This window comes from Bradyrhizobium sp. 23AC (genome assembly GCF_054863025.1).
This window is the reverse complement of the sequence record NZ_JAVAYN010000009.1, coordinates 155281-175574: the sequence shown is the minus strand read 5'-3', so window position 1 is coordinate 175574 and position 20294 is coordinate 155281. Positions and strand designations below refer to the sequence as shown.

Below are 20294 nucleotides of genomic sequence, written 5' to 3'. Positions count from 1 at the left end.
CCGGTCATGCGAATCACGGGGCTCAAGATGACGGGCAAAAGCATCGGTATATGGGGATTCATTCTCACGGCGGTGCTCGGCGCCATAGCGCAACCGTCTTGGGCGAAGGAACTCAGCCAGCAGGATCTTCAGGATCTCCTGCGTGGCTATTCCGAGCTCAGTCCTAAGGAGCGCGCCGAGCTGAAGGGACCTGTCGAGGCCGCGCTCGCCAGGCTGAAGAAAAAACCCGCATCGCCCCGCGCCCCCGCAGCTCTCCCGGTGGATGTCAGGTCCGCGAACGCGGCAGCAACGCCGAAAGCGATAGATATCAAGAAGGACAACGACATCAAGACCGAATTCCTGATTCGCGAATCCTACGCGCCCATCGCCTACATCACTCTCGACGGCGATCTGTCGGACAACGGCGCTTCGTTCACCTACACGCGCAATCTCGCGAACAAATTCGATACATTCGTCGGAAAGGGTGCCGTGTTGATGGCCGTGCACGGCAACACGAATCTGAACTACACGGGCGATCCCAACAAAGCGCGAATGACCTACTTCAATTTCGCGCCCGGGATAGAGTTCGACACGACGCTTTCGAAGGGCACGATGACCGGGTCGATATCCGCAATGGCCGGTTTCGAAGCCGAAATCCAGGGCGGCGGTCCGATACCCATGCAATATCTTCGCACCAACGCGACCTACACCACCGACTACGATCAACAGGCCCGTATCTACGGGCTGGAATCGATGTGGCAACCTTGGGCCCCCGATTGGTTCATCGGATCGAGTTTCCGGGCGAACGAAGCGCTTGGAATGTGGGTCAGCTTCTTCCCGACGCTCGCCTCCGACTATTATCGCGTCGAGAACGCCGGAACATTCGATCAACTCAAGAACCGCGACTATCTCTGGGCCGGTACCAAGATGAGCGGCAACGTTTGGTTCGATAAGGGCTTCCTGAAGCCCTTCTCCTTCTATCTTCGCTACTATTATCTCTACGACGTGCTCCATCCCAGCCACAACGAAGTCAACTACTTCCAAGGCGGAATGAAATACAAGCTAACGCCTGACGGCCGCATCGCGCTCGATTTTCGATACACCAATGGAACGACACTCCGTACCCTCAACTGGAAGAACGAGTTCTACACCGGTCTCACCGTCAAGATCGGCGAACTGCAGACTTCCGGAGATGTGCCGAAGTAGCAGCGCTCGCGCCATTTCATAGCTGAGCCCGTTCACCTTAAGATCAAAAAGATGCCGAGCGATTCGGGCTACCAGATCGTCACTGCAGATGATTTCGCGCGCCGCTTCTCACTTCGCGGCCCGAATTTAATGTGGCTGCTCGGCGCGGGAACGTCTGCGGCTGCTGGCATTCCGACAGCTTGGGACATGATATGGGAATTCAAGCAGCAGCTCTACGTTAGCCAGCGTCGCGTCTCTCCCAAAATGGTCGCCGATCTCGCTAATCCGGCCGTACAGCGCAATATTCAGTCCTTCATCGACGGACTTGGAAGCTTTCCGGCTCCAGGCACGCCCGAAGAATATGCATCCTTTTTCGAGGCCGCCTACGCAAACGAAGCCGATCGCCGAACTTACCTAGATTCCAAGATTCGCGGCGCCAAACCTTCTTACGGCCATATCGCACTCGCGACGTTGATGCGCTGCAACCGGACGCGGCTGGTCTGGACAACGAACTTCGATCCGCTCGTCGCGGACGGGTGCGCGAAGGTCTACGGAGGGACAGGACATCTCACGACCGTGGCTATCGAATCCGCAGGTCTCGGGCGAGAAGTCATGGACGAGGGCCGGTGGCCGGCGGAAATCAAACTGCACGGCGACTTTCGTTCCCGGCGACTGAAGAACACGACGGATGAGCTTCGCGAACAGGATGCGAGACTGCGAGCTGCCTTCATCGGCGCCTGCGGTCGCTGGGGTCTAATCGTCGCCGGTTATAGTGGCCGTGACGACTCGATCATCGACGCGCTTGAGGGTGCCCTGGACGACGAAGTAGCTTTTCCAGCCGGCATTTTCTGGCTTCATCGCGGCGAGGGGCCTCCCCTTCCCCGGGTCGAGAAGCTGTTGGCTCGAGCGGCGAGCAAGAGCGTCGATGGCGGCCTCGTTTCGATCGAGAATTTCGACGAGGCGCTTCGCGATCTGGTCAGATTGGTTGCCGATCTGGATACGGAAGTGCTGGATAGTATGGCCGCCGAGCGTCGGGTGCTGTCTCCGGCGCCGCGGCCGGGCGACAACCGCAACTTTCCCGTGGTCCGGCTCAACGCCCTCGAAGTGACGGCTCCAACAGTCTGTCGCAGGATCGTCTGCTCGATCGGAGGCGTCGCGGAGGTCAGAAACGCGGTCGAGGCCGCGGATGTCGCGATGGTCGCTACTCGCTCGAAGGCAGGCGTTCTCGCTTTCGGTAGCGATGCCGACGCGCGCGCGGCCCTCCAAGGCTACATGATCGAAGACATCGATCTGCATCCGATCGACATAAGGCGATTGCGCTACGAAAGTCAGGAGCGCGGACTGATCCGTGAAGCGCTGACGCGAGCGCTCGCCCGCAAACACGACCTTTGGACCGTGCGTCGCAGAAGCGCCGATTTGTTGACCCCGGAGACGGCGTCTGACGACAAGTGGACGAAATTGCGCCGCCTGACAGGTTCGCTGGCAGGTTCGGTCGCCAAACATGAAGAACTCGAGTGGCGCGAAGGCGTTTCCGTCAGATTGGATTGGGCCGACAATCGGCTTTGGCTGCTGATCGAACCACGGACGGTTTTCGAAGGCATCAACGACGATAACAGGATGGCGGCAACGGACTTTGCGAGCGAGCGGACCATCAGGCGCTATAACCCAAAGTTGAACGACATCCTCTCGTTCTGGTCGGACCTGTTTTCGACCGGAAACGACGAAATCCATGCCCTCGGCGTAACTTCCGGCGTGGACGCCGGCTTTCGGCTTGGCAGCACGACTGCATTCTCGAGGAGAGCCCGTTGATGACAAGCGAGATCTCCCCCCACCTCTGGTTTCCGGAAGCCAGGCTCACCTTTCATCCGGACCGCGCTTCGGACGTCGAAATCCACCCCTTGCGCGGCCTGCTTCGCTTCGGCCCCTACTCCTCGGGGCTCGTCCCGGATCCGATCCGCATCGCGACGATCGCTCCAGCGGGCGAAGGACACCGGTTGTACGCCTTCATGAAGGAACTCGCGCAAGAGTTCGAGCCGACCGAACGGAAGGACTATTTGCCGAAGTGGCAGGGCTTCCGCGCCACGTTCAATCTCGAGATGCGGGGAGCCGCCAAGGGCTGCCACATCGAATTGGACGCCAGGCTCGCGGGAGAGATGAAGGATTCGCCCACTCCTCACGTCATCCTCGCCGATCGACTCCTGCGCGCCATCCAGACGCTCGAGATGCGGCGCGAAGAGTTCGATATCATCTTCATCTACGTCCCGCTGAGCTGGAAGTCGGGATTCGTCGGCACGAAAGGCGACGATTTCGACCTTCACGACCATCTGAAGGCCGCGACAGCGGCGCGGCGGATCCCCATTCAGCTCGTCCGCGAAGACCGCGCGCTTGCCTACCCCGATCGCGCCAGCGTCATGTGGCGCATCGGCCTGGCGTTGTACACCAAGGCCGGCGGCGTACCTTGGAAGCTCGCGGAGGCCGACCCGGAAGCCGCGTACATCGGAATTTCGTACGCAGTTCGCCCGAGCGACTCCGATAAGCCGCGTTTCGTGACCTGCTGTAGCCAGGTTTTCGACGCCGAGGGCGCCGGCCTCGAGTTCGTCGCATACGACGCGCACGAGGTCGAGGTGCACCGGGACAATCCGTTTCTTTCAAGGAGCGAGATGTTCCGCGTCATGACGCGCTCAATGGACCTCTATCGGCGACGACATTCCGGACGGACGCCGCGTTCTGTCACGGTCCACAAGACGACCGAGTTCCAGCCGCAAGAAATCGATGGTTGCATGGAAGCGCTCCATCTTTGCGAAACGGTCGATCTCGTCCAGGTCGTCGAGGATGTCGGCTGGAGAGGCGTGCGCGTCGAGCGAAGTCGACAGGGCGGCTCCAAAGGCGAAGTCGCTCGCTATCCCGTCTCGCGCGGCACCCTGCTTCCCTTGGGAGATCGGGAATCCCTTCTTTGGATGCACGGAGACGTCGTCGGCATCGGCAGGGGCGCGTATTTCCAAGGAAGCCGAAGCACGCCGCGTCCTATTCGGCTTGTGCGGCACGCCGGTCATGGTCCATGGGATCAGACCGCGCGCTCAGCACTCGCGCTGGCGAAAATGAATTGGAACAACGACGCGCTGTACGATCCTCTTCCGGTGACCATGGGGTATGCGAAGGTATTGGCCCGCGTCGTGAAGCGGATGAGCGGCCTCGGCTCGGCCCCGTACCAATTCCGCTTCTTCATGTAGGCTCGGACGCAGCCACCAACCGTGCGATTCTAAAGAGGGGCTGCGGAGGCTTGCGCGACCATCGCCTCACGCTATCGACACGCGAAGAACCGCGCTTTCGATGCAGTCGCCGAGTCTTCGCACGTAGTCGGTTCGCTCCGGTAATGGCCGCCGCATTATGAACGAGGGATGTTCCAGTCGGATCACTTTGGGCCCCGACTCGACCCCGGCGGCCAACCTGGCGTTCCCACGTCCGCTCCAAGGCTTCCCCGACCACCGAACTCAGCCCTATCACCACATCCGAACTTCCACAGCGCATGATGCTCCAACTCTTCGACGAGTTCGGCGCAGGTCGGGTAACGTTCGCGCCCCTGTTTGTCGAACAGCGCGCGAGGAATGACGTTGTCGAAAGAGATCGAAACCGTGTCCGGCAGGCCCGCAGCCTCGATTGCACCACGCAGAAACTTGCCGGAGCGCGAGTTCGCCGAGAAGGCAGGAGATGGTTTTTCGGTTGCCGGATCGAATTTCCTGCTCGGAAATCCGGGCTGAGCCTGAATCATGTTGTCGGGTGCCCGTTGGATTGCGGTTATTGCGTTCGCCACCTATTCCGCAATTTCGCGATGCAACAACCCCACCTCGTCATGGGCGATGTCGAGGCGGTAGACCAACTGGCGGGACATTGAGCTTTTCGCCCGCACACGACGCCTCTCCAGTTACTAAACCGCGCGACCGATCCGTTCCTGCCAGGCGTGAAGGATCATCTGTTCGGGACGCTCGAAGAGCTGGACCGAAGATGCCTGGCCAATCCGATCCTCGTGATCACCCGATGGAAAGTCCTCCCCGAAGACGTCGCGCGGCTGGAACGATTGAGGTACATTCGACCGACTGTTCTGGTGACCTGGTCCGGCATCGAGGACGACCTGATCGAGCCCGTAGCCAGCTCGATCGCGGAGGACTCGATGAAAGTACTCAAAGCTAACGCAAAGCGGACAAAGTCGATCCTGTACTGGCGACATCACCACGATCAGAGACCTCGCCGAACTCGCGGGCCTCGATGTAGCTACCGTGGACGTGAATGATCGTCGGATCGAAGTCGCTGGAAGCACCGAGCAGCAGCGCTATTTCGTACAGCATTCGCTGAATTTTCAGGTGCACGACCGGGGCGCCACAATGTCCGGATCAAGCTCGAAATCATCACCAGGTCTCTCGGGGACTGGCGACCGTCTGCCGCAATCGATACCCTGAAATTGGCGAAGTCCTGAAGCCCGGCCTTGCGTCTTATGGACTGGAGAATTTCGGCCGTGAGCTTGGTCTCGCTGGCAAAGCCGCGGAGTTAACGGGTCGTGGTCATCATTCGGCTCTTTACGACGCTACATTGACCGGCCTGATCTTCATCGAACTTCTCTCGCCTCTCTCCATGGAAGGCAGAGACAGGGCGATTCGGCGGCTGACATTCTTGACCCCAAGCAAGATTCGCTTTTATGAGCCGGCGCGTCGTTAAGATTGCCATCACAGGCACCCATTCGACCGGAAAATCTAGCTTTCTCGACGCGCTTGAGCCCCGGCTGGTGGATTTGAATCTCAAAGTCGGCCGATTGGCGATCTTCCGCGCGCAGCAATCAGAGCTGGCTTTCCGATCCTGAGAGATCACACCTTCGAGAGCACTTTGTGGCTGATCTCCGAGTGCATGCGGCAGGAGGCGGCCGCTTCGCTCAAGAACGACGTCATCCTTGTCGATCGCCCGGTCTGCGACGCACTCTGTTATCTCCGCGCTGCATTGCAGTTGTCCGGGCGCCGAATTCCGCCTCGTCGTATCGAGGCGCTCTCGAGCATCGTCGAGGCGCACACGCCGGACTACGACATACTTATCGCGACCGAGTTGGACGGAAACATTCCGCTCGGTCCTGGCCGCGACACGGACGACGAGCTCCGACAACTGGCCGCCGAGAATATTCGCGCTCTGATCTCGAAGATCGCGCCAGCAGCATCGACGATGAGTTATGCCAACCGCAACGACATACTCGTCCGCACCCTCGACGAGACTTCGAGGATCCTGCGCAACGCTTTCTCCGAATGAGGTTGGAGCGCATCGGCCTCGGCTGCATGGCGCTCACCGGCGTCTATGGAGCCGTATCCCGCGAAACGGCAATCGCGCTGATCCATCGTTCCCTCGATCTCGGTATAACCCATTTCGACACCGCCGAGCTTTACGGGCCGTACGCGAACGAAGAACTGCTCGCGGAAGCGCTCGGCCCCAGTAGCTCGGGCGTCACGATCGCCACGAAATTTGGGTATCGTCTCGATCGCGGCAAGATGGTGGGCCTGGACAGCACACCGGCCAACATCCGCCGGGCGGTCGAAGGCTCACTGCGACGGTTGCGCCGTGACCACATCGACGTCCTGTACCAACACCGCCCGGATCCGGCTGCACCGGTGGAAGATGTGGTTGGCGTCATGTCCGACCTCGTTCGCATGGTAAGGCCCGCGCCCTGGGTCTGTGTGCGATTGATCAAATCGCCTTCGAGAGAGCGCAGATCATCGCGCAGATCGCGTACGTGCAGAACGAATATTCTCTCATCCACCGCATGTCCGAGAACGGCCTCTTGACGCGTTTGGGACGCGAGAAACGTTTCGTATGCTATTCACCCGTGGGCCGCGGAATCCTGAGCGGCAAGAACTATCCGCTATCCGATCCGACGGACTATCGCCGCAACGATGGGCGCTTCGAACCGTCCAAGCTGGTCGCACTTCGAGATCGCCTCAACGTTCTTTGGGATATCGCCAAGACCCGTGAGAAACCTCCCGCGGCCGTGGCCCTGGCTTGGCTTTTGTCCAGAGCGTCCAATGTTCACGTGATTCCGGGGCCAAAAACGATCGGTCAACTCGAAGACTGCATTTCGGCTGTCGACATTTCATTGACGACAGCCGAGCTCGCACGACTAGATGAATTCTAGCGCGTAATCACTCAACCCAGGCCGAGCCGGCCGGGCAAGCCGCGTCAAGTGCTAGAACTTGACCGCTATACCCGAATACAAGGACGACTCTGTTCAGCTTCGGTTCGTGGCAGCAGCAACGCAAGCAGGATGCACATTGTGATCGAGGCCGAAACTTGTTTTGCCAGTATCGGTACACGACCCATAGGTTTCCTCGCGACGACGTCGCTCGCGCTCGGCCGTCTCTCGATTATTGTCTTCATGCTGCGGTCGCGCAGACGATCCGTCCGATATTGAGTGACTATCGGGCGATATCCCATCGGTATCGCAAGTTCGGCCCGTTTGCTTTGGAAACTCCAAGGCGCCTCCGGAAGGCGCATGATGGGTCCCGAGAAGTACGCCCCGGGACCTCCCTAGGTGACGCGGCTCGCCTCCGTTGCGAGCCTGCGGCGTCGGGATTCAGGACATTGGCATCGTCGCGATGAGCGAAATTCGCAATCTGGTTGAAACGATACTCTATGGCGGGGGATCGCATCGCCGGTTCACTCAGGACGGTCCTGTTCTCCCGGACGTCTGGACGAAATATCTCGAGGAAGCGCTCAAGGAAGGCCCCGACGATCGGATAGCCGTGCTGCTGGAACCTCATTTCGACAGCACGCCTGCTCTCGTGTCCCAACGTATGAAAGAGCAGCTCAAGGATCGCTTCGAGTTCACGCAGACCGTCTACAACCGGACCGTCGTCTCGTCCTGGCTCAATCTGGTCGACCTCGTGCTAGGCGTAATACCTCTGACCAGATGGTATTCGGACATCGCAGACGGCCGGGACTTTACCGGAGCCAGCAAGCCGGTCTTCGACGGCCTTCTCCCGAGAAAGGGACAGATCTGGGACGATCAGCTTCGGCAGGAGCGGGAGGGGTACCCGTTCCCCAAACTGCTGGCATTCGTCCGCATCGCCGGCATCATCGCTCAGAGCTCCAACGACGGCATTGCCCGGTCGGACATCAGGGCGGATCTGCTCGCCGCCGTCGAGGAGATCCGTTCATCCAGCGACGAGGACAGATCCCGACGTGGACGCGACAGGATCGCCGACTTGGCTCTGAAGGGCTGGAATCTACTGCTTGGAGGTCGGCTACCGGATCGCGCCGTCAAGGGAAGAAGGAAAGACCAGGGAAGCATCAGCCCGATCTACGCCGTCAACCGGAATAGAGAAGTCCGCTTCGCCCTGACGCATTCCGTCAAGACGGTGAAAGCGGATGCGGCGAACCGCCTGTTCGAGGTGGACTGCAAATCCGTCACCTGGGCGATCATCGACAGCGGCATCGATGCGACCCATCCGGCCTTCATCGATCAGGCGGACTTCGACGCGCGCGGGCTCGCACCGCAGAAGAGAGCCGAGGACATCGGCCGCCTCTCCGAGATCGACAGGCTGAAGAAGTCGCGCGTGATCGAGACGTACGATTTCGGCTACCTGGAGGATCTTCTCCTCGGTAGGCGGGAAGCACTGCCGGAGCGCTACAGACTGCGGGACAGCCGGTACGAGTCGAGTTATCTCAAGGAGATCGCGACCCGCATCAAGCGATCGCGGGCCGTCGACTGGGAACTGCTGAAGCCGTTCCTGCGCATCCAGCACGACCAAACCTACTTGACGTCGAAACCGACGGACGGTCATGGGACCCACGTTGCGGGCATACTCGGCGCGGATTGGGCGAGAGGGGGCGACGAACGGCTGCAGGGGATGTGCCCTCAAATCCGACTGATCGACATCCGGATCACCGGCTACGAGGGGCGCAGCAGCGAGTTCATCATCATGTCCGCCCTGCAGTTTCTTCGCTATCTGAACGCGAATGCGGATCGCCAGAGGATACACGGCGCCAATCTTAGCCTTTCGCTATTGCACGAAGCTGCCACCTACGCTTGCGGGCAAACACCCATTTGCGAGGAGGCCGAGAACACCGTCGCATCGGGGGTGGTTGTCGTTGCCGCCGCGGGAAACCTCGGCTACCGGCGGTTCTCGGCACCCAACAGCGAACCGTTCGATCAGTATTGTCCCGTCAGCATCACCGACCCGGGGAACGCCGAAAGCGTCATCACCGTCGGATCGACGCATCGGATCGAGCCGTACAACTACGGCGTCAGCTACTTTTCCAGCCGAGGCCCGACGGGGGACGGTCGGATCAAGCCTGATCTCGTCGCCCCCGGCGAAAAGATATTCGCACCCACGTTGGAAGGGTCTGCCATGCGTCTCGACGGAACGAGCATGGCCGCGCCCCACGTCAGCGGCGCTGCGGCCATGCTGATGGCTCGCAACGTGGAACTGAAGGGTAATCCCGCGCGCATCAAGCGCATTCTCTGCGACACGGCAAGCGACCTCGGCCGCGAACGCTATTTCCAGGGTCACGGCTTGTTGGACGTCCTACGGGCACTGCAATCCATCTGAGGGGGAGACGATGTTCAGACTGGAAGCCTTGAAGGCGAAGCACGGCGACTGCCTGATCCTGCAATGGGGCAAGAGCGATGCTCCGCAAGACAGGAAAGTCGCGCTGATCGACGGAGGCCCCGACACGGTCTACGCGACCTGGCTGAAGCCCAGGTTGAAGGCATTGGCGCAGGAACTCGGGAGGGAAAACTTCAAGCTCGACCTGACGATGGTCAGCCACATCGACGACGACCATGTCCAAGGAATTCTGGATTTCGCGGACGACATCGAAAACGGCGATCCTCCCGCCGACATCGGGGTTCTTTGGCACAACAGTCTCGAAGACCTGCTCGATCACGTCATCGAAGACGTTCCCGCGGTACACAGTGTCACCGCCTCGTTGGCGGGCGCGCCGGCGGGGACGACGGACAAATGGTACAGCAAGGTGCTTTCTTCGGTGCCTCAGGGACAGATGCTCCACGCATTCTCCCAGCGGCACGGAATCGATCATCTCCGCAACGATCCGTATCAGCCGCTCGTCGTTCTGCGCGACGGCGTCGACGACGCCCCCTTCTCCGGTCTTACCTTGAAGGTCATCGGGCCCAATGCGGAGGAACTCGATAAGCTGCGGACGCAATGGAAGCAAAAGCGCCGTGAGGACATCACGGCAGCGTACTCCGATCGGTCGCCCTACAACCTTTCCAGTATCGTCGTCATGGCCACCTTCGCCGGCCGAACCGCCCTGCTGACGGGAGATGCGCGAGGCGACAGGATCATCGAGGGACTCGCTCGCCGCGGCATGCTCGATGACGACGGCAAAATCCACGTCAATCTGCTCAAGCTGATGCACCATGGCAGCAGGAACAACGTGGATGCCGCCTTCTTTTCGACCGTGACGGCGGACGTCTACGTGGTCTCGGGAGACGACGTCAAGTTTCCGAACCCGCATGAACAGGCGATGAACTGGCTCGCGCATGCTCGTGGAGACGACGACTACAAGATCTATTGCACCTACGATCTACCGTACATGCGCAAGATCTTCGGAGATCGACTGGTCGTCCCGGACGACGACGCGTCCGTCGTCGTCGACATCGAGGCTCTCGAACCGACCGACGGTTAAACCTGTACCTACGTCGAGGCGGACCTTATTGGCGCATCTGAGCGTCCGGACCCTTCATGTAGCGGGCATGTGCCGCTGCGTTCGCACCCGGCGAGTCGTTGTCCGTGTTGTGGATCGTGATGGAGCTCGGCGACATTCTCGTGCCAGGTCGATTGCTGTTCCCCGCAGGTACGTAGTCCTGCACGATGTTCGATCTAAGTTGGGCTGCGTCGAGATTCATGGTTTCTCCTGCTGCCGATACCATTGTTGAGCCGTCGGATACCAGTGTTTCGGCGAATAGCCCCCAATACCTGTCCGGGCGCGTTGTCGGCGCACCAGAAACTCAAGACGGGAAGCCGTTGCTGTTCACCAACGCCAGGAACTTCGAGGTCGCGGTCAGACAGGTTGCAACGCCCGGGAAAGCCACGTCCTCGGTCATCGTGATATTGCCGGTTGGCTTGTAGCGCGACGCGAATTCGGCGGTCGGAATGAGCGCCTTGTAGTCATCGATCGACTTGCGCAGCCGAGTCTGCGGATTCGCCAACGTGTAGTAGACTTGAGGGCAAAGTTGAGCGGATGATCGCAAACTGCGGTTCGGCATCCGCGAGTGAACTAGGGTCATCCCGGGGTTATTTCCAGCCGCGAACGCTTAATCTGGCTCGACAGACATCGGCCGAATCTCGGGATCGGCGCTGCGATCTGGAATGGCGAGACAAATGAACGAAACGACCGGCAGGAACATCGTGGTTTGTTGCGACGGCACGGCGAACGAGTTCGCCGCGGACCGGACCAACGTCGTCAAACTGTACTATGTTCTCACCCAGGATAGGGATCGACAGATTATCTACTATCACCCCGGGTTGGGGACGATGGAGCGGCCTGGCGCCCTCACTTCGGTAGGCCGACGCGCGACCCGGCTCTTGGGCAAGGCGATCGGCTACGGGCTGTCTGCCGACGTTCGCGACGCCTACGTTTTCATCATGGAGAATTTTCGGCCAGGTGACCGCCTTTTCCTGTTCGGCTTCAGTCGGGGCGCTTATACGGTTCGAGCGGTGGCCTCGCTGCTGAAGATGTATGGTCTCCTTCCTCCGGGCAACGCGTCGTTCGTTCCGTACGCGATCAGGATGCTGACGTCCATCGCGCTGGGAGAAGATGCGGACAACAAACGCTACTTCGAGCTCGCCGGCGAGTTCAAGGAAGCGTTCGACGCTGCGGCCGTCTGCAAACCTCATTTCGTGGGCGTCTGGGACACCGTAAGTTCGGTAGGATGGATCAAAAATCCGTTGGCCTTGCCGTACACCGCCAACAATCCCGACATCGCGATCGGACGACATGCCGTCGCCATCGACGAGCGTCGCGCGTTCTTTCGGTCCAATCTTTGGTACCCGTCCACGCATGGACCAGCAGGCCCGAAGGACCTCAAGCAAGTCTGGTTTGCCGGAGTGCACGCGGATGTCGGTGGCGGCTACCCCGAGGAAGAGAGCGCGTTGTCGAAGATTCCCCTTACTTGGATGTTGGACGAAGCCGCGGCAGCCGGACTTCTGGTCGATCCTGTCCGCAAGAACCGAGTGCTCGGTCTCTCAGGAGCGCCTTACGTCCGTGCCGATCCAAAAGGACAGAGCCACAACTCCCTGAGCACCGCGTGGTGGCCAGCGGAGCTGGTCTGGAAGAAGCACTACGATCGAGCCACCGGCAAGACCGGGCGTCGGATGAATTTCTGGCGAGGGAGAACGATTCCGCCAGGTTCGAGCATTCATGTCTCCGCTTATCAGCGCGGAGACGAATACGCGTCCAAGCTCCCGGCGGACGCGGTGAAAGTTCAGTAACCGTCGGCCGATGGATGCGAAGGTCTTAGCAACGCTGTCGCTCTGGACTGAGTGCGAGACCGTTTGGCACCGGCCGAGCCGCAACTCCCGGCGACCCGGGCCGATGCGACTCGCGTGGCTCGTCTCGGGCGCGCTGGGATAAGAGCCTTACAAAGCTTCTCGCCGGCTGCACCTCATCCCGGACCTGCCGCAACGCAAGAAAATCTTCGCCGGCACAGAGATTCAATTCAGCGAGAGCTTCGAGATCGACGGACGCGAAATGTTTCGTGCATGCCTGTAAGGTCAGACTGGAGGGCGTGGTGTCGAAAGATCCGCGACAGCGCGTACGCCGGCGTCCGCGGCAATAACTGGGTGAAGATGACTTGCGCGCAGCGAGAGACGCTTACGATCGCTGGCTTTGCGCTCGACGGCACGAAGTGGGACGGCATCTAACTCGCTCGGTCGTCGCAACGGTGACGACCTGGTCTACACGGGGAAGGTTGATCACGGCTTCGACAAGGTTTCCGCCGCCGCCCCCCAGAAGCGGCTGAATCCGCTTATCCGGAAGACGCAGCCTACGCGAAGCGCATCGCACACAAGGGCATCATTACACGGCACCGTCCACCGCGTCCGGGGCCAGTTAGATCAGCGACCTGCAGCCTGAGCAGCGGTATCGATCCAATCACCTAAGCTATCGTGACCGACCTGGGACCAGTCGTATTCCGAGGTCACTTCTGACAGACGGACGGGGGGAGCCAACCCGAGGCGCCCTCATGTAAGACGGTAGCGGTACCGCCACAGTGTGTTTGTCGTACCATTTCCACTTATACTCACCACCAACCATCTTGCGTTCGCATAAGTACAATTTCCCATCGTTTCGGGCAGCTACGCCCAAATAGCGGCAAGGATTGTCACCGAATTTGTGCGTCCCGTAGGGCGGTCGGTGATGGCGGATCCCGTTTATGTGTATTGCGAGAAGCCCCCTCTGGTCGATGACGCTGCGCACTATTTCGTATCGCACCCAAGGTCGTTGCTAGGTTTTTGAGCCGACCAGAACGCACACGACGGAGGTATTCTGAACTCCTTCGCGGATGAGGCGTTTGAGTGCGTCATCACCATTCAGACGACGACTCTCCCAAAGGCTGTAGTCGTTGAACCCCTCGATCGAACGGCCAGTGTCGGACGATGTCTGCTTAAACTCGCCGGACTTCCGAACGTTATTCACTTGCATGACGTCAGCATAGTGGAAAGAGAAGAAGACGTTCCGCTTCTTCGATTGTCCGTACGTCATCCTGCTCATTTACGGCCTTGTCGATGGAAGGAGTTCTACGATTTCAACTTCGCTCGCGTTGCGGACACCATACGAGACCTTGCCGGTCGAAGACGAACGACGAGGTCGACCCGGAAGATCACCAACGCGCCGGTCGGGACGTCAGGGTATTGCTCTTCCTCGAAGAATCTTGCGCCCGCCGGCGCGATCATACGAATAAACTCCGACGCCCGCGACCTGATCGACATGATTGTATAATTGAAGATACTCGTTCCCGTACGTCGTGCCGCGGCTATCCGACGTAAGAACTATGAGAATGCGATCGATCGGCTTCACGCCGTCGGCATAACCGATCTCCCACGGGCACCACCGGCTGGCGGCCGAATTCTGGGTGGCAACAAAAAGAAACAGATCCAGATCTCGAATCTTCTTTTGAATTTTCTCGGCCGTCGTACGATTGGGCGTTTCTGGCATCGCCGTGTCTTCCCAATCGACGTATACCTCCCATCCTTGAGATTGAAGATAGTTTTGAAGCCCTCTCGCGAGTTCTGCATCCTTATGACTGTGCGAGAGAAATGCAGTAGGCGCCCTGCGCAAGCGCGCTTCCGTGATCGTTCTCGGCCCTAAGGGCGCGCTCACATGCGAGTGCCGTCGAATCGTATCCTGAGAAATGGCCATTCATGATCCTCAAAATGGGAAAATGCGCCGCTTCGCTCGCCGCTATTCTGCGGCGATCTTTTCGAGCGAAGCTACGATCTTCGACTGCAACGCCGGAAGACCGCCGCTCGTGATCGAATTCAGCTTTTTGACGCACATTAGATTCGTCTTTGTGAAGCGGCCGGGCTTCGCGTTGAGAACACTATACGCCAGGTCCCGAGACAGATAACCAGTGGTGCCTACCGGCAACGGCAGGACGCCCTGCGCGAGCGCGATATCGAATTCTTCGCGCATGCCGGAAGACTTCTCCAAGACGCCCGCCGACAATTTATTTCCGAACAGGAATATCGCGATGCCCACCCGCGAAATCATGTCCTCGCGGTAGGCACGCCAGACCTTCTGCCGCTTGGCCGCATCGGAAAAATCCCTCGGAAACGGCCGAATATCTATGAAAGGATCGAGCCGCGTGTGCCCACGGTCGTGGATACGCTCGATGGCTCCGCTCAACAGAGCATCGCCGACACCGAGCCCCAAACCGGTAACGATGCGAAAGTCATGATCGATCAGCGTGGCCCCGAGATTGCGGAAGAACGCCTTTGAGGAAGCCTCCCCCCAAGGCAGGAACTCGGCTGCGCTACCCGACACGAAGACGGCGCGACGTCTGTATAGTCTCTCGATCGTCCGGAGGACCTCCGTGACATCCCCGTATTCCTTGACGAGCAGCACCTTGATTCCGAACCTTTTCAGGTCCGAGATGAAATGCTTTTGCCGTGCCAGCGCGTAAGCGTGTTCTTTCAACGAGGAAAAGTCAGTCTTCTTCGGAGTCCTCATGAGGCAATAATGCGGCCGCATGCTGTCATGATATCGCAGGCGCAGCTGACTAAGCACATGATCCAGATTGGGATCGGTGAAGCTGAAGCCAAGGAACAGAAACGTCTTTCCGGTCATGTCACCCGAGAGCGCGTTGAGGAAACCAGGACGTTTAGTTGGATAGTTTTCGTAGTCGTTCCTCGTCAGAACGGCTTCGGCCGGTTGCCCGGCGTCTCCATGCATCTTGTACAAAATCGCGTCCCGACCAGGCGTGCTTTGAGGAAGCTGATTGTCGGTGTGTTTCACATCGACGCATTTCTTGGCATTAACCAGAGCCGTCTCGATCAACCGGTCGTAGTTCGTGGTCCAGTAAGTCGAGATCGGCAATCGCGCTAGGACCTCGTGATTTACTGAGGGGGCCTTCATGACCGGGAAGGATTTTATTATCGCAGCATCGAGATGCCCTCGATTGCCGCGATGGTTGTAAGAATACTGCGCTAGACGAACAAGATGATCGCCCTCGCGGTCGACGTCCAATCCCAATTCCTTCGCGAACTTCGCGAGCAGGCCGCGCCAATCGACGAAGCCCGCAGAAGCGGACAAGCCGGCTCCCGCGAATATCGCAACGCCATCCTCACGCAGCTCCGTCGCGAACTGGGCGCAAAAATCGAGAACCTCTTGTGAGAGTGCCATGCAGCAACACCAGGTTAAGCAGTTCGGTTGATGTACCAGACGGCGTCAGGAAAACCGCCCCCTGACGTCGTGCTACGCGTTCGAGACTCGAATCTGCGGACGCCCTACAACGCCGATTCGCCAGCCGCTTTCAATCCGCATTCTAGGTCCCCTTCCGCATGACTGATGACCCGATGCCGGGCGCGGCTCGACTGAATGCAAAAGATTTCCCCCACTTTTTCGAATGCTTCTGTCGTGACCCCAGGTTGTTGGGTCACGATCCGCGCTTTGCCGCCCTCAGCAGGCCGGTCGCGGCAAGGCTAAGATTTCGCTTTCCCCTGCGCCTCTTCAATCCAATCCCCCAGCCGGCCGAACTCATAATCGTAGATCGGAGCCTTCGCATCGAGTAATGCTGCCGGGACAGGACCTGCCGGGCCGCGTCGTCCGCTCTCGTCCCTAATTCGATTTATGCGGACACCCAGAACGGCATGACCAAGTTCAATCGAGTGCTCGATCTCATAGGACACGTAGGCTCGGTCGGCCGTTCTCGAGCCGATTAGAACGACCGTCGCATCCGTCGTCCTCAACGCGCCATCGATCAACCCCTTGATCCTGGCATCTCCCAGCTTCGTGGTTTCCTCCCAAATGGACGGGTCGTGAAAGCCGGCCAAAGATATACCATCGAGAACGGCGCTGTTGCGCACGACATTCACTCTCCAGAGATCATGGTAGGAGAAACTAAAGAAGATTTTGCGTGCCATCCTGCATGCTCATTCCGGCAACACCTTCGGTTCGAAGTATACATTCGCTGGCCGAATCGACCTTCCCATCGCGATGATCGACAATCCTCCCCAGATCCGGATTCCACTTGATCGGCTGGCGCGCAGCTTTTCGTAGCGATTTCGAAAGAGCGAGATGATCAAAGACTACGTTGACGCAAGCTGCGACGTCGTCTGTCCTGAAGAGACGAACGTTTTCCCGACGCGGTAGGCCATTTCCGAGAGAGTCGGGCGTCAAGTCTCTGGCGAGCTTTCTGGCATAGCCTCCCAATCCGGCCACCAAAAATCTCGGAACCTTCTTTCTGCGCGCCAAGTCCATCTCCTCGCCGACCCCGGGACGCTTCCCGTCGCCGCTGTGCAACTTCCCTCCGACCGCCACCATTATGTTTTGCGTGTCTACCAGTACGCGGCGCATAGCCGTCAAGCTTTGGTTCCTCGTCTCGTTGTCCGAAGCGCTACCCGGCCCGATCTTTTTGGTGATGATGAGCTCTGCGACATCCGTGAGGCTCCGAATTCGGTCAGCCGGGAGATCGGCGGCCCACAATTCGGACATTACGAGCGTCACCGGCTTCCGAGATCGCTTGCCGGCATGTAATCGCGCCTGGCGAAGGATTATGGGCGTAAAGGTCGGATGAGATCCGTGTACGATACGTCCTCCGTATTTCAAAACGAGACCGCTGAAGAGCGAGACGAACTCCAAAATACCACGATCCATTGCAGGTTCAGACCAATCGCTCCGATCCGGCACGGCGCCAGATAAGCCGATCTCGAACTCCTCCAAGGAGACGTTGAGCTTCGTGAGGTTCATGCGGTCGCTAGTGTCGTGAAGTTGGAATCTATGAGCGTAGCAAGCTCTTGATGGTGAAGGATGACAACGGGCTCTTCATGCATGTCGGCTATCGTTTCGAGCTGCGACGCCGGCAACAAGTTGCCGTCATAGATGAAGAGAGAGAAGTTACACCGGATTGCCTGCTTGAGGAAATGTATAAAGCTCTTCATGGCCGGCCCATAGTTCGGGTCGAAGACGGAGCAATGACTTATCACGTTCGTGGCGATGCGCGGGACGTTCTTCGTCGATTGAAACATTAGAAGGCGCTTGTTGAGCACATTCCATGCGAAGCCGCGGGATACGAACTCCCTCTCAACCAAATAGGACACTCGGCACTTTCTCCGAAATACCTCGCACAGATATTGTTCGGCCTCTTCCACGATTGCTTCGAGCTGCTCTCGAGACAAAGGGCGTGAACCTCTTGCCGGCAGCGGCATCTCGACCCATCGCTGCAACGCAACGAGAGATGGAAACCTCGGGCCGCGTTTGCGGTCGGCGGGTTCCCGAAAGCAGATTGGAAGCACCGGCAACAAAAGCGAACCCGCGGTGTTCACCTCGTGACCTATCCACGTCGAGTCGGGAGCCGACGGAGTATCGATCAGCAACACCATGTTCGCATTTTCCAACGCGTGGTCGATCTCTTCTTGAACCGGGCGGCCGGGAAGAATCATGGTCTCGTGATCTCCCTCCTTGGCTTGGTCCAGGAACGCCGAATGCCCCAAAGAGGCCAGATGCTCCTGAAGTTGAGTAGCGATCTCTGCTCCGTCTAGTGCTCGGTAGGATATGAATATCTTGCTGTCGCGTCCCTGCCATCGGAGGCTGAGCATTCCGCCGATCCTGTTCACGAGTCTGCCGGATGGTCCGGATGCCGCCGTATTGAACTGGAACGCCTTGATCGCCGCTGCCGGCGCCGGAGGTCTCTGAGTCTCCGGGGAAAGAGAAACGGGAAGAAGCGCGGCCTGGCCGTTTCGCCGTTTGACGTACTCTCCGATAAAACCGTTGCCGGAGTCGCTGAACGTTTCGCTGTTGCGATAGACTACAACCAGGAGATCGTCCCATGAGGGGTCTTCGGGCCACTTGGACGGCGAATTGGCGTTGACCAGCAGAACGGAAACAGACTCTACGAAGGCCGCCCTGAGGTCGGAGGCGATAGACCGCGCAACGCGAGAGCAACCTTGTTGATAAAGCACCACAATCATCGGGACGATAACTCAGTTGAGCGCCCTATATTTGTCGCTGGGTCGCTCGGATCCTCGGCATATCGCCGAGATCACGTTGACCTCGGACATCCGGCGGAGAACATCGAGAATTGTTCTTCGCCGGCGCCCGCTGTTCGAAGGTTTGGGAGTTCGTGGCACGCCGCTTCAGGACTGTCCTTCAGGAGTTATTCCGGATCTTGATTGCTTCTTCGATCCAGGTCTCGATATTCGAGGATATGCTGGCGTACGCAGCTTTGCTGTCGAAACCTGCTGGAGTCTTGATCGGCACCACGTCGGCGAGTGTCCCTGTGCCGTGCTTTATCTTACTTAGCGGATTCGTTCCGGCCGTGGAGGGTTTGCCGTCCTTATTGAGCAGCTTGTCTATGCGGACGGCCAACACGCCCTTCCCGTCGTCCCAGCCCTTCACGATTTCGTGGATAACCCAAGGTCGCGAGGCAGTTTGCGATCCCACGAGCACAACGACGCAGCTCTTGCCATGCATGTTCTCTTCGATCCATCGCTCGATTGCCGCGTCGCCTTTTTTCTTGACGGCCTCCCACACGTTCGCCGAGACGGGAGCGTTGCCCTCCAAGGCGCCCATATTTCGGACTTGCTGCGTCCGCCAAAAGTCGTTGTCGAAATGAAAGCTAAAGAACACACGCCTAGCCATTTGCCTTCCTCGTCTTATGCGACCCAGAAAACACTACCATCTCGCCAACAGGCTAGCGGCAACCCAGCGTATGGGGCGGCCGCGCGGACGTCTGCTCGCCGTAGTGTGTAGGGAGCAATCCGTCGCAGATTCTTGCGCCCAACGCGAAGTGTCTTGAGCCGGCCGGGTTGGTCAAGCTAGGGCTCACCCTAGGTATGCCGCGAACGGGATTGTGGTCGACCGTCCGCTGGTCACCCCGCCTCCGGTGCCGTTTTAGGAGACGAACGGATTTCCGGTCCGAAGGGCGGCGCCGCTTAAGCCGTCAAAGCCTGTCGAACACGGATCCTATGTACTGACAGAACAATCGGTCATAGATCTTTAGCAGGAAATCGTCAGTCATCCCGGCGACATAGTGGCAGTATAACGCGTACGTCCTTTTCGGGCGCATAACGCTGCAATCGAACGATTTGTGCCGCGTCTTCGCGTGCTTGCCGGGCGCTGGGTCGAACTGCTGAAACAGCGTCCGGTCGTTCGGTGACATGGGGTCCAGAATCCATTCGACCACGTCCCTCTCCGCCTCGAATAAGCACTTCGGCGGCTTGCAGCTAGAGCGAGGGTGCTTATCGAAGGCGCCCTATCGTCTATCCTGGGCTTGAAGTCGACTGCACATTCAAGGCGCGTTTGGTGCCGCCACTGAGATTGATGCCCTCAAGGAGATCATGCGCAGCGCTTGGGGTAAGTGGAAGTTCAATCCTCGGCGCCAAATCAAGATGGCCTGGAGACGCTGCGACGACAGATGGGCA

Annotated in this window: 18 protein-coding genes and 2 pseudogenes; 10 read left to right on the top strand and 10 right to left on the bottom strand. The window is 58.9% G+C overall.

Annotated features, from left to right (window positions below):
- Nucleotides 1-27 precede the first annotated feature (27 nt).
- From RAD10_RS22525 to RAD10_RS22515, 3 genes are read left to right on the top strand one after another with little or no spacing between them, the layout of a single operon-like run.
- Complete coding sequence (locus RAD10_RS22525; RefSeq protein WP_270163409.1) at nt 28-1185, top strand: hypothetical protein; 1158 nt, start codon at nt 28-30, stop codon at nt 1183-1185.
- A 51-nt stretch (nt 1186-1236) separates the two neighbouring features.
- Nucleotides 1237-2973: an SIR2 family protein gene (locus tag RAD10_RS22520; RefSeq protein ID WP_461619288.1), complete on the top strand. Its 1737-nt coding sequence runs from the start codon at nt 1237-1239 to the stop codon at nt 2971-2973.
- Nucleotides 2973-4394 carry an argonaute/piwi family protein gene (locus tag RAD10_RS22515; protein WP_270163411.1) on the top strand — a complete coding sequence of 474 codons (1422 nt, stop codon included), beginning with the start codon at nt 2973-2975 and terminating at the stop codon, nt 4392-4394. Before RAD10_RS22520 ends, RAD10_RS22515 begins: the two co-directional genes overlap by 1 nt.
- Nucleotides 4395-4576: 182 nt before the next feature.
- Here the strand turns inward: RAD10_RS22515 and RAD10_RS22510 are convergent, their stop codons facing one another.
- Together RAD10_RS22510 and RAD10_RS22505 are read right to left on the bottom strand one after the other, a co-directional pair.
- Nucleotides 4577-4933, bottom strand: a complete 357-nt coding sequence (locus RAD10_RS22510) for a hypothetical protein (protein WP_270163412.1) — start codon at nt 4931-4933, stop codon at nt 4577-4579.
- Between the two features lie 415 nt (nt 4934-5348).
- The gene (locus tag RAD10_RS22505) at nt 5349-5528 is read right to left on the bottom strand and encodes a hypothetical protein (protein WP_270163413.1); all 180 of its coding nucleotides are present in this window, start codon (nt 5526-5528) and stop codon (nt 5349-5351) included.
- A 326-nt stretch (nt 5529-5854) separates the two neighbouring features.
- Here RAD10_RS22505 and RAD10_RS22500 point away from each other — a divergent pair, with 326 nt between their 5' ends.
- The 5 genes and pseudogenes from RAD10_RS22500 (at nt 5855) to RAD10_RS22480 (ending at nt 10842) form a co-directional block, all read left to right on the top strand.
- Nucleotides 5855-6016: a hypothetical protein gene (locus RAD10_RS22500; RefSeq protein WP_270163414.1), complete on the top strand. Its 162-nt coding sequence runs from the start codon at nt 5855-5857 to the stop codon at nt 6014-6016.
- Between the two features lie 23 nt (nt 6017-6039).
- A complete protein-coding gene (locus tag RAD10_RS22495; protein WP_270163415.1) occupies nt 6040-6450 on the top strand; it encodes a hypothetical protein in 411 nt (136 codons plus the stop codon).
- Nucleotides 6447-7327: pseudogene (locus RAD10_RS22490) on the top strand (aldo/keto reductase). Before RAD10_RS22495 ends, RAD10_RS22490 begins: the two are co-directional and overlap by 4 nt.
- 460 nt (nt 7328-7787) lie before the next feature.
- Nucleotides 7788-9743, top strand: coding sequence for a S8 family serine peptidase (locus RAD10_RS22485; protein WP_270163416.1), 1956 nt, complete (start codon nt 7788-7790; stop codon nt 9741-9743).
- Nucleotides 9744-9753: 10 nt separating this feature from the next.
- Entirely contained in the window at nt 9754-10842 is a 1089-nt protein-coding gene (locus RAD10_RS22480) for a ComEC/Rec2 family competence protein (protein WP_461619287.1), read from the top strand.
- 322 nt (nt 10843-11164) lie between these two features.
- On the opposite strand, the gene RAD10_RS22475 is transcribed toward RAD10_RS22480, so the two are convergent.
- Nucleotides 11165-11443, bottom strand: a complete 279-nt coding sequence (locus RAD10_RS22475; protein ID WP_270163418.1) for a hypothetical protein — start codon at nt 11441-11443, stop codon at nt 11165-11167.
- Between the two features lie 94 nt (nt 11444-11537).
- Here RAD10_RS22475 and RAD10_RS22470 point away from each other — a divergent pair, with 94 nt between their 5' ends.
- Together RAD10_RS22470 and RAD10_RS22465 are read left to right on the top strand one after the other, a co-directional pair.
- A complete protein-coding gene (locus tag RAD10_RS22470) occupies nt 11538-12647 on the top strand; it encodes a DUF2235 domain-containing protein (RefSeq protein ID WP_461619286.1) in 1110 nt (369 codons plus the stop codon).
- Nucleotides 12648-12840: 193 nt separating this feature from the next.
- Nucleotides 12841-13232, top strand: a pseudogene (locus RAD10_RS22465) (DNA ligase); the annotation flags it as partial.
- A gap of 427 nt (nt 13233-13659) precedes the next feature.
- Here the strand turns inward: RAD10_RS22465 and RAD10_RS22460 are convergent.
- From RAD10_RS22460 to RAD10_RS22430, 7 genes are all read right to left on the bottom strand, one after another.
- The gene (locus RAD10_RS22460) at nt 13660-13926 is read right to left on the bottom strand and encodes a TIR domain-containing protein (protein WP_270163420.1); all 267 of its coding nucleotides are present in this window, start codon (nt 13924-13926) and stop codon (nt 13660-13662) included.
- Nucleotides 13927-14058: 132 nt separating this feature from the next.
- Entirely contained in the window at nt 14059-14574 is a 516-nt protein-coding gene (locus RAD10_RS22455) for a toll/interleukin-1 receptor domain-containing protein (RefSeq protein WP_270163421.1), read from the bottom strand.
- Nucleotides 14575-14616: 42 nt separating this feature from the next.
- On the bottom strand, nt 14617-16056 hold the full coding sequence (locus RAD10_RS22450; RefSeq protein WP_270163422.1) for an SIR2 family protein: 1440 nt from the start codon (nt 16054-16056) through the stop codon (nt 14617-14619).
- 299 nt (nt 16057-16355) lie between these two features.
- Nucleotides 16356-16796, bottom strand: coding sequence for a TIR domain-containing protein (locus RAD10_RS22445; protein ID WP_270163423.1), 441 nt, complete (start codon nt 16794-16796; stop codon nt 16356-16358).
- Nucleotides 16774-17622 (bottom strand): SLOG domain-containing protein, encoded by an 849-nt coding sequence (locus tag RAD10_RS22440; protein ID WP_270163424.1) that lies wholly within the window; start codon nt 17620-17622, stop codon nt 16774-16776. The genes RAD10_RS22445 and RAD10_RS22440 overlap by 23 nt, the downstream gene beginning before the upstream one ends.
- The gene (locus RAD10_RS22435; protein ID WP_461619285.1) at nt 17619-18842 is read right to left on the bottom strand and encodes a toll/interleukin-1 receptor domain-containing protein; all 1224 of its coding nucleotides are present in this window, start codon (nt 18840-18842) and stop codon (nt 17619-17621) included. The genes RAD10_RS22440 and RAD10_RS22435 overlap by 4 nt, the downstream gene beginning before the upstream one ends.
- A 178-nt stretch (nt 18843-19020) precedes the next feature.
- Nucleotides 19021-19512, bottom strand: a complete 492-nt coding sequence (locus tag RAD10_RS22430) for a TIR domain-containing protein (protein ID WP_270163426.1) — start codon at nt 19510-19512, stop codon at nt 19021-19023.
- Between the last annotated feature and the right edge of the window lie 782 nt (nt 19513-20294).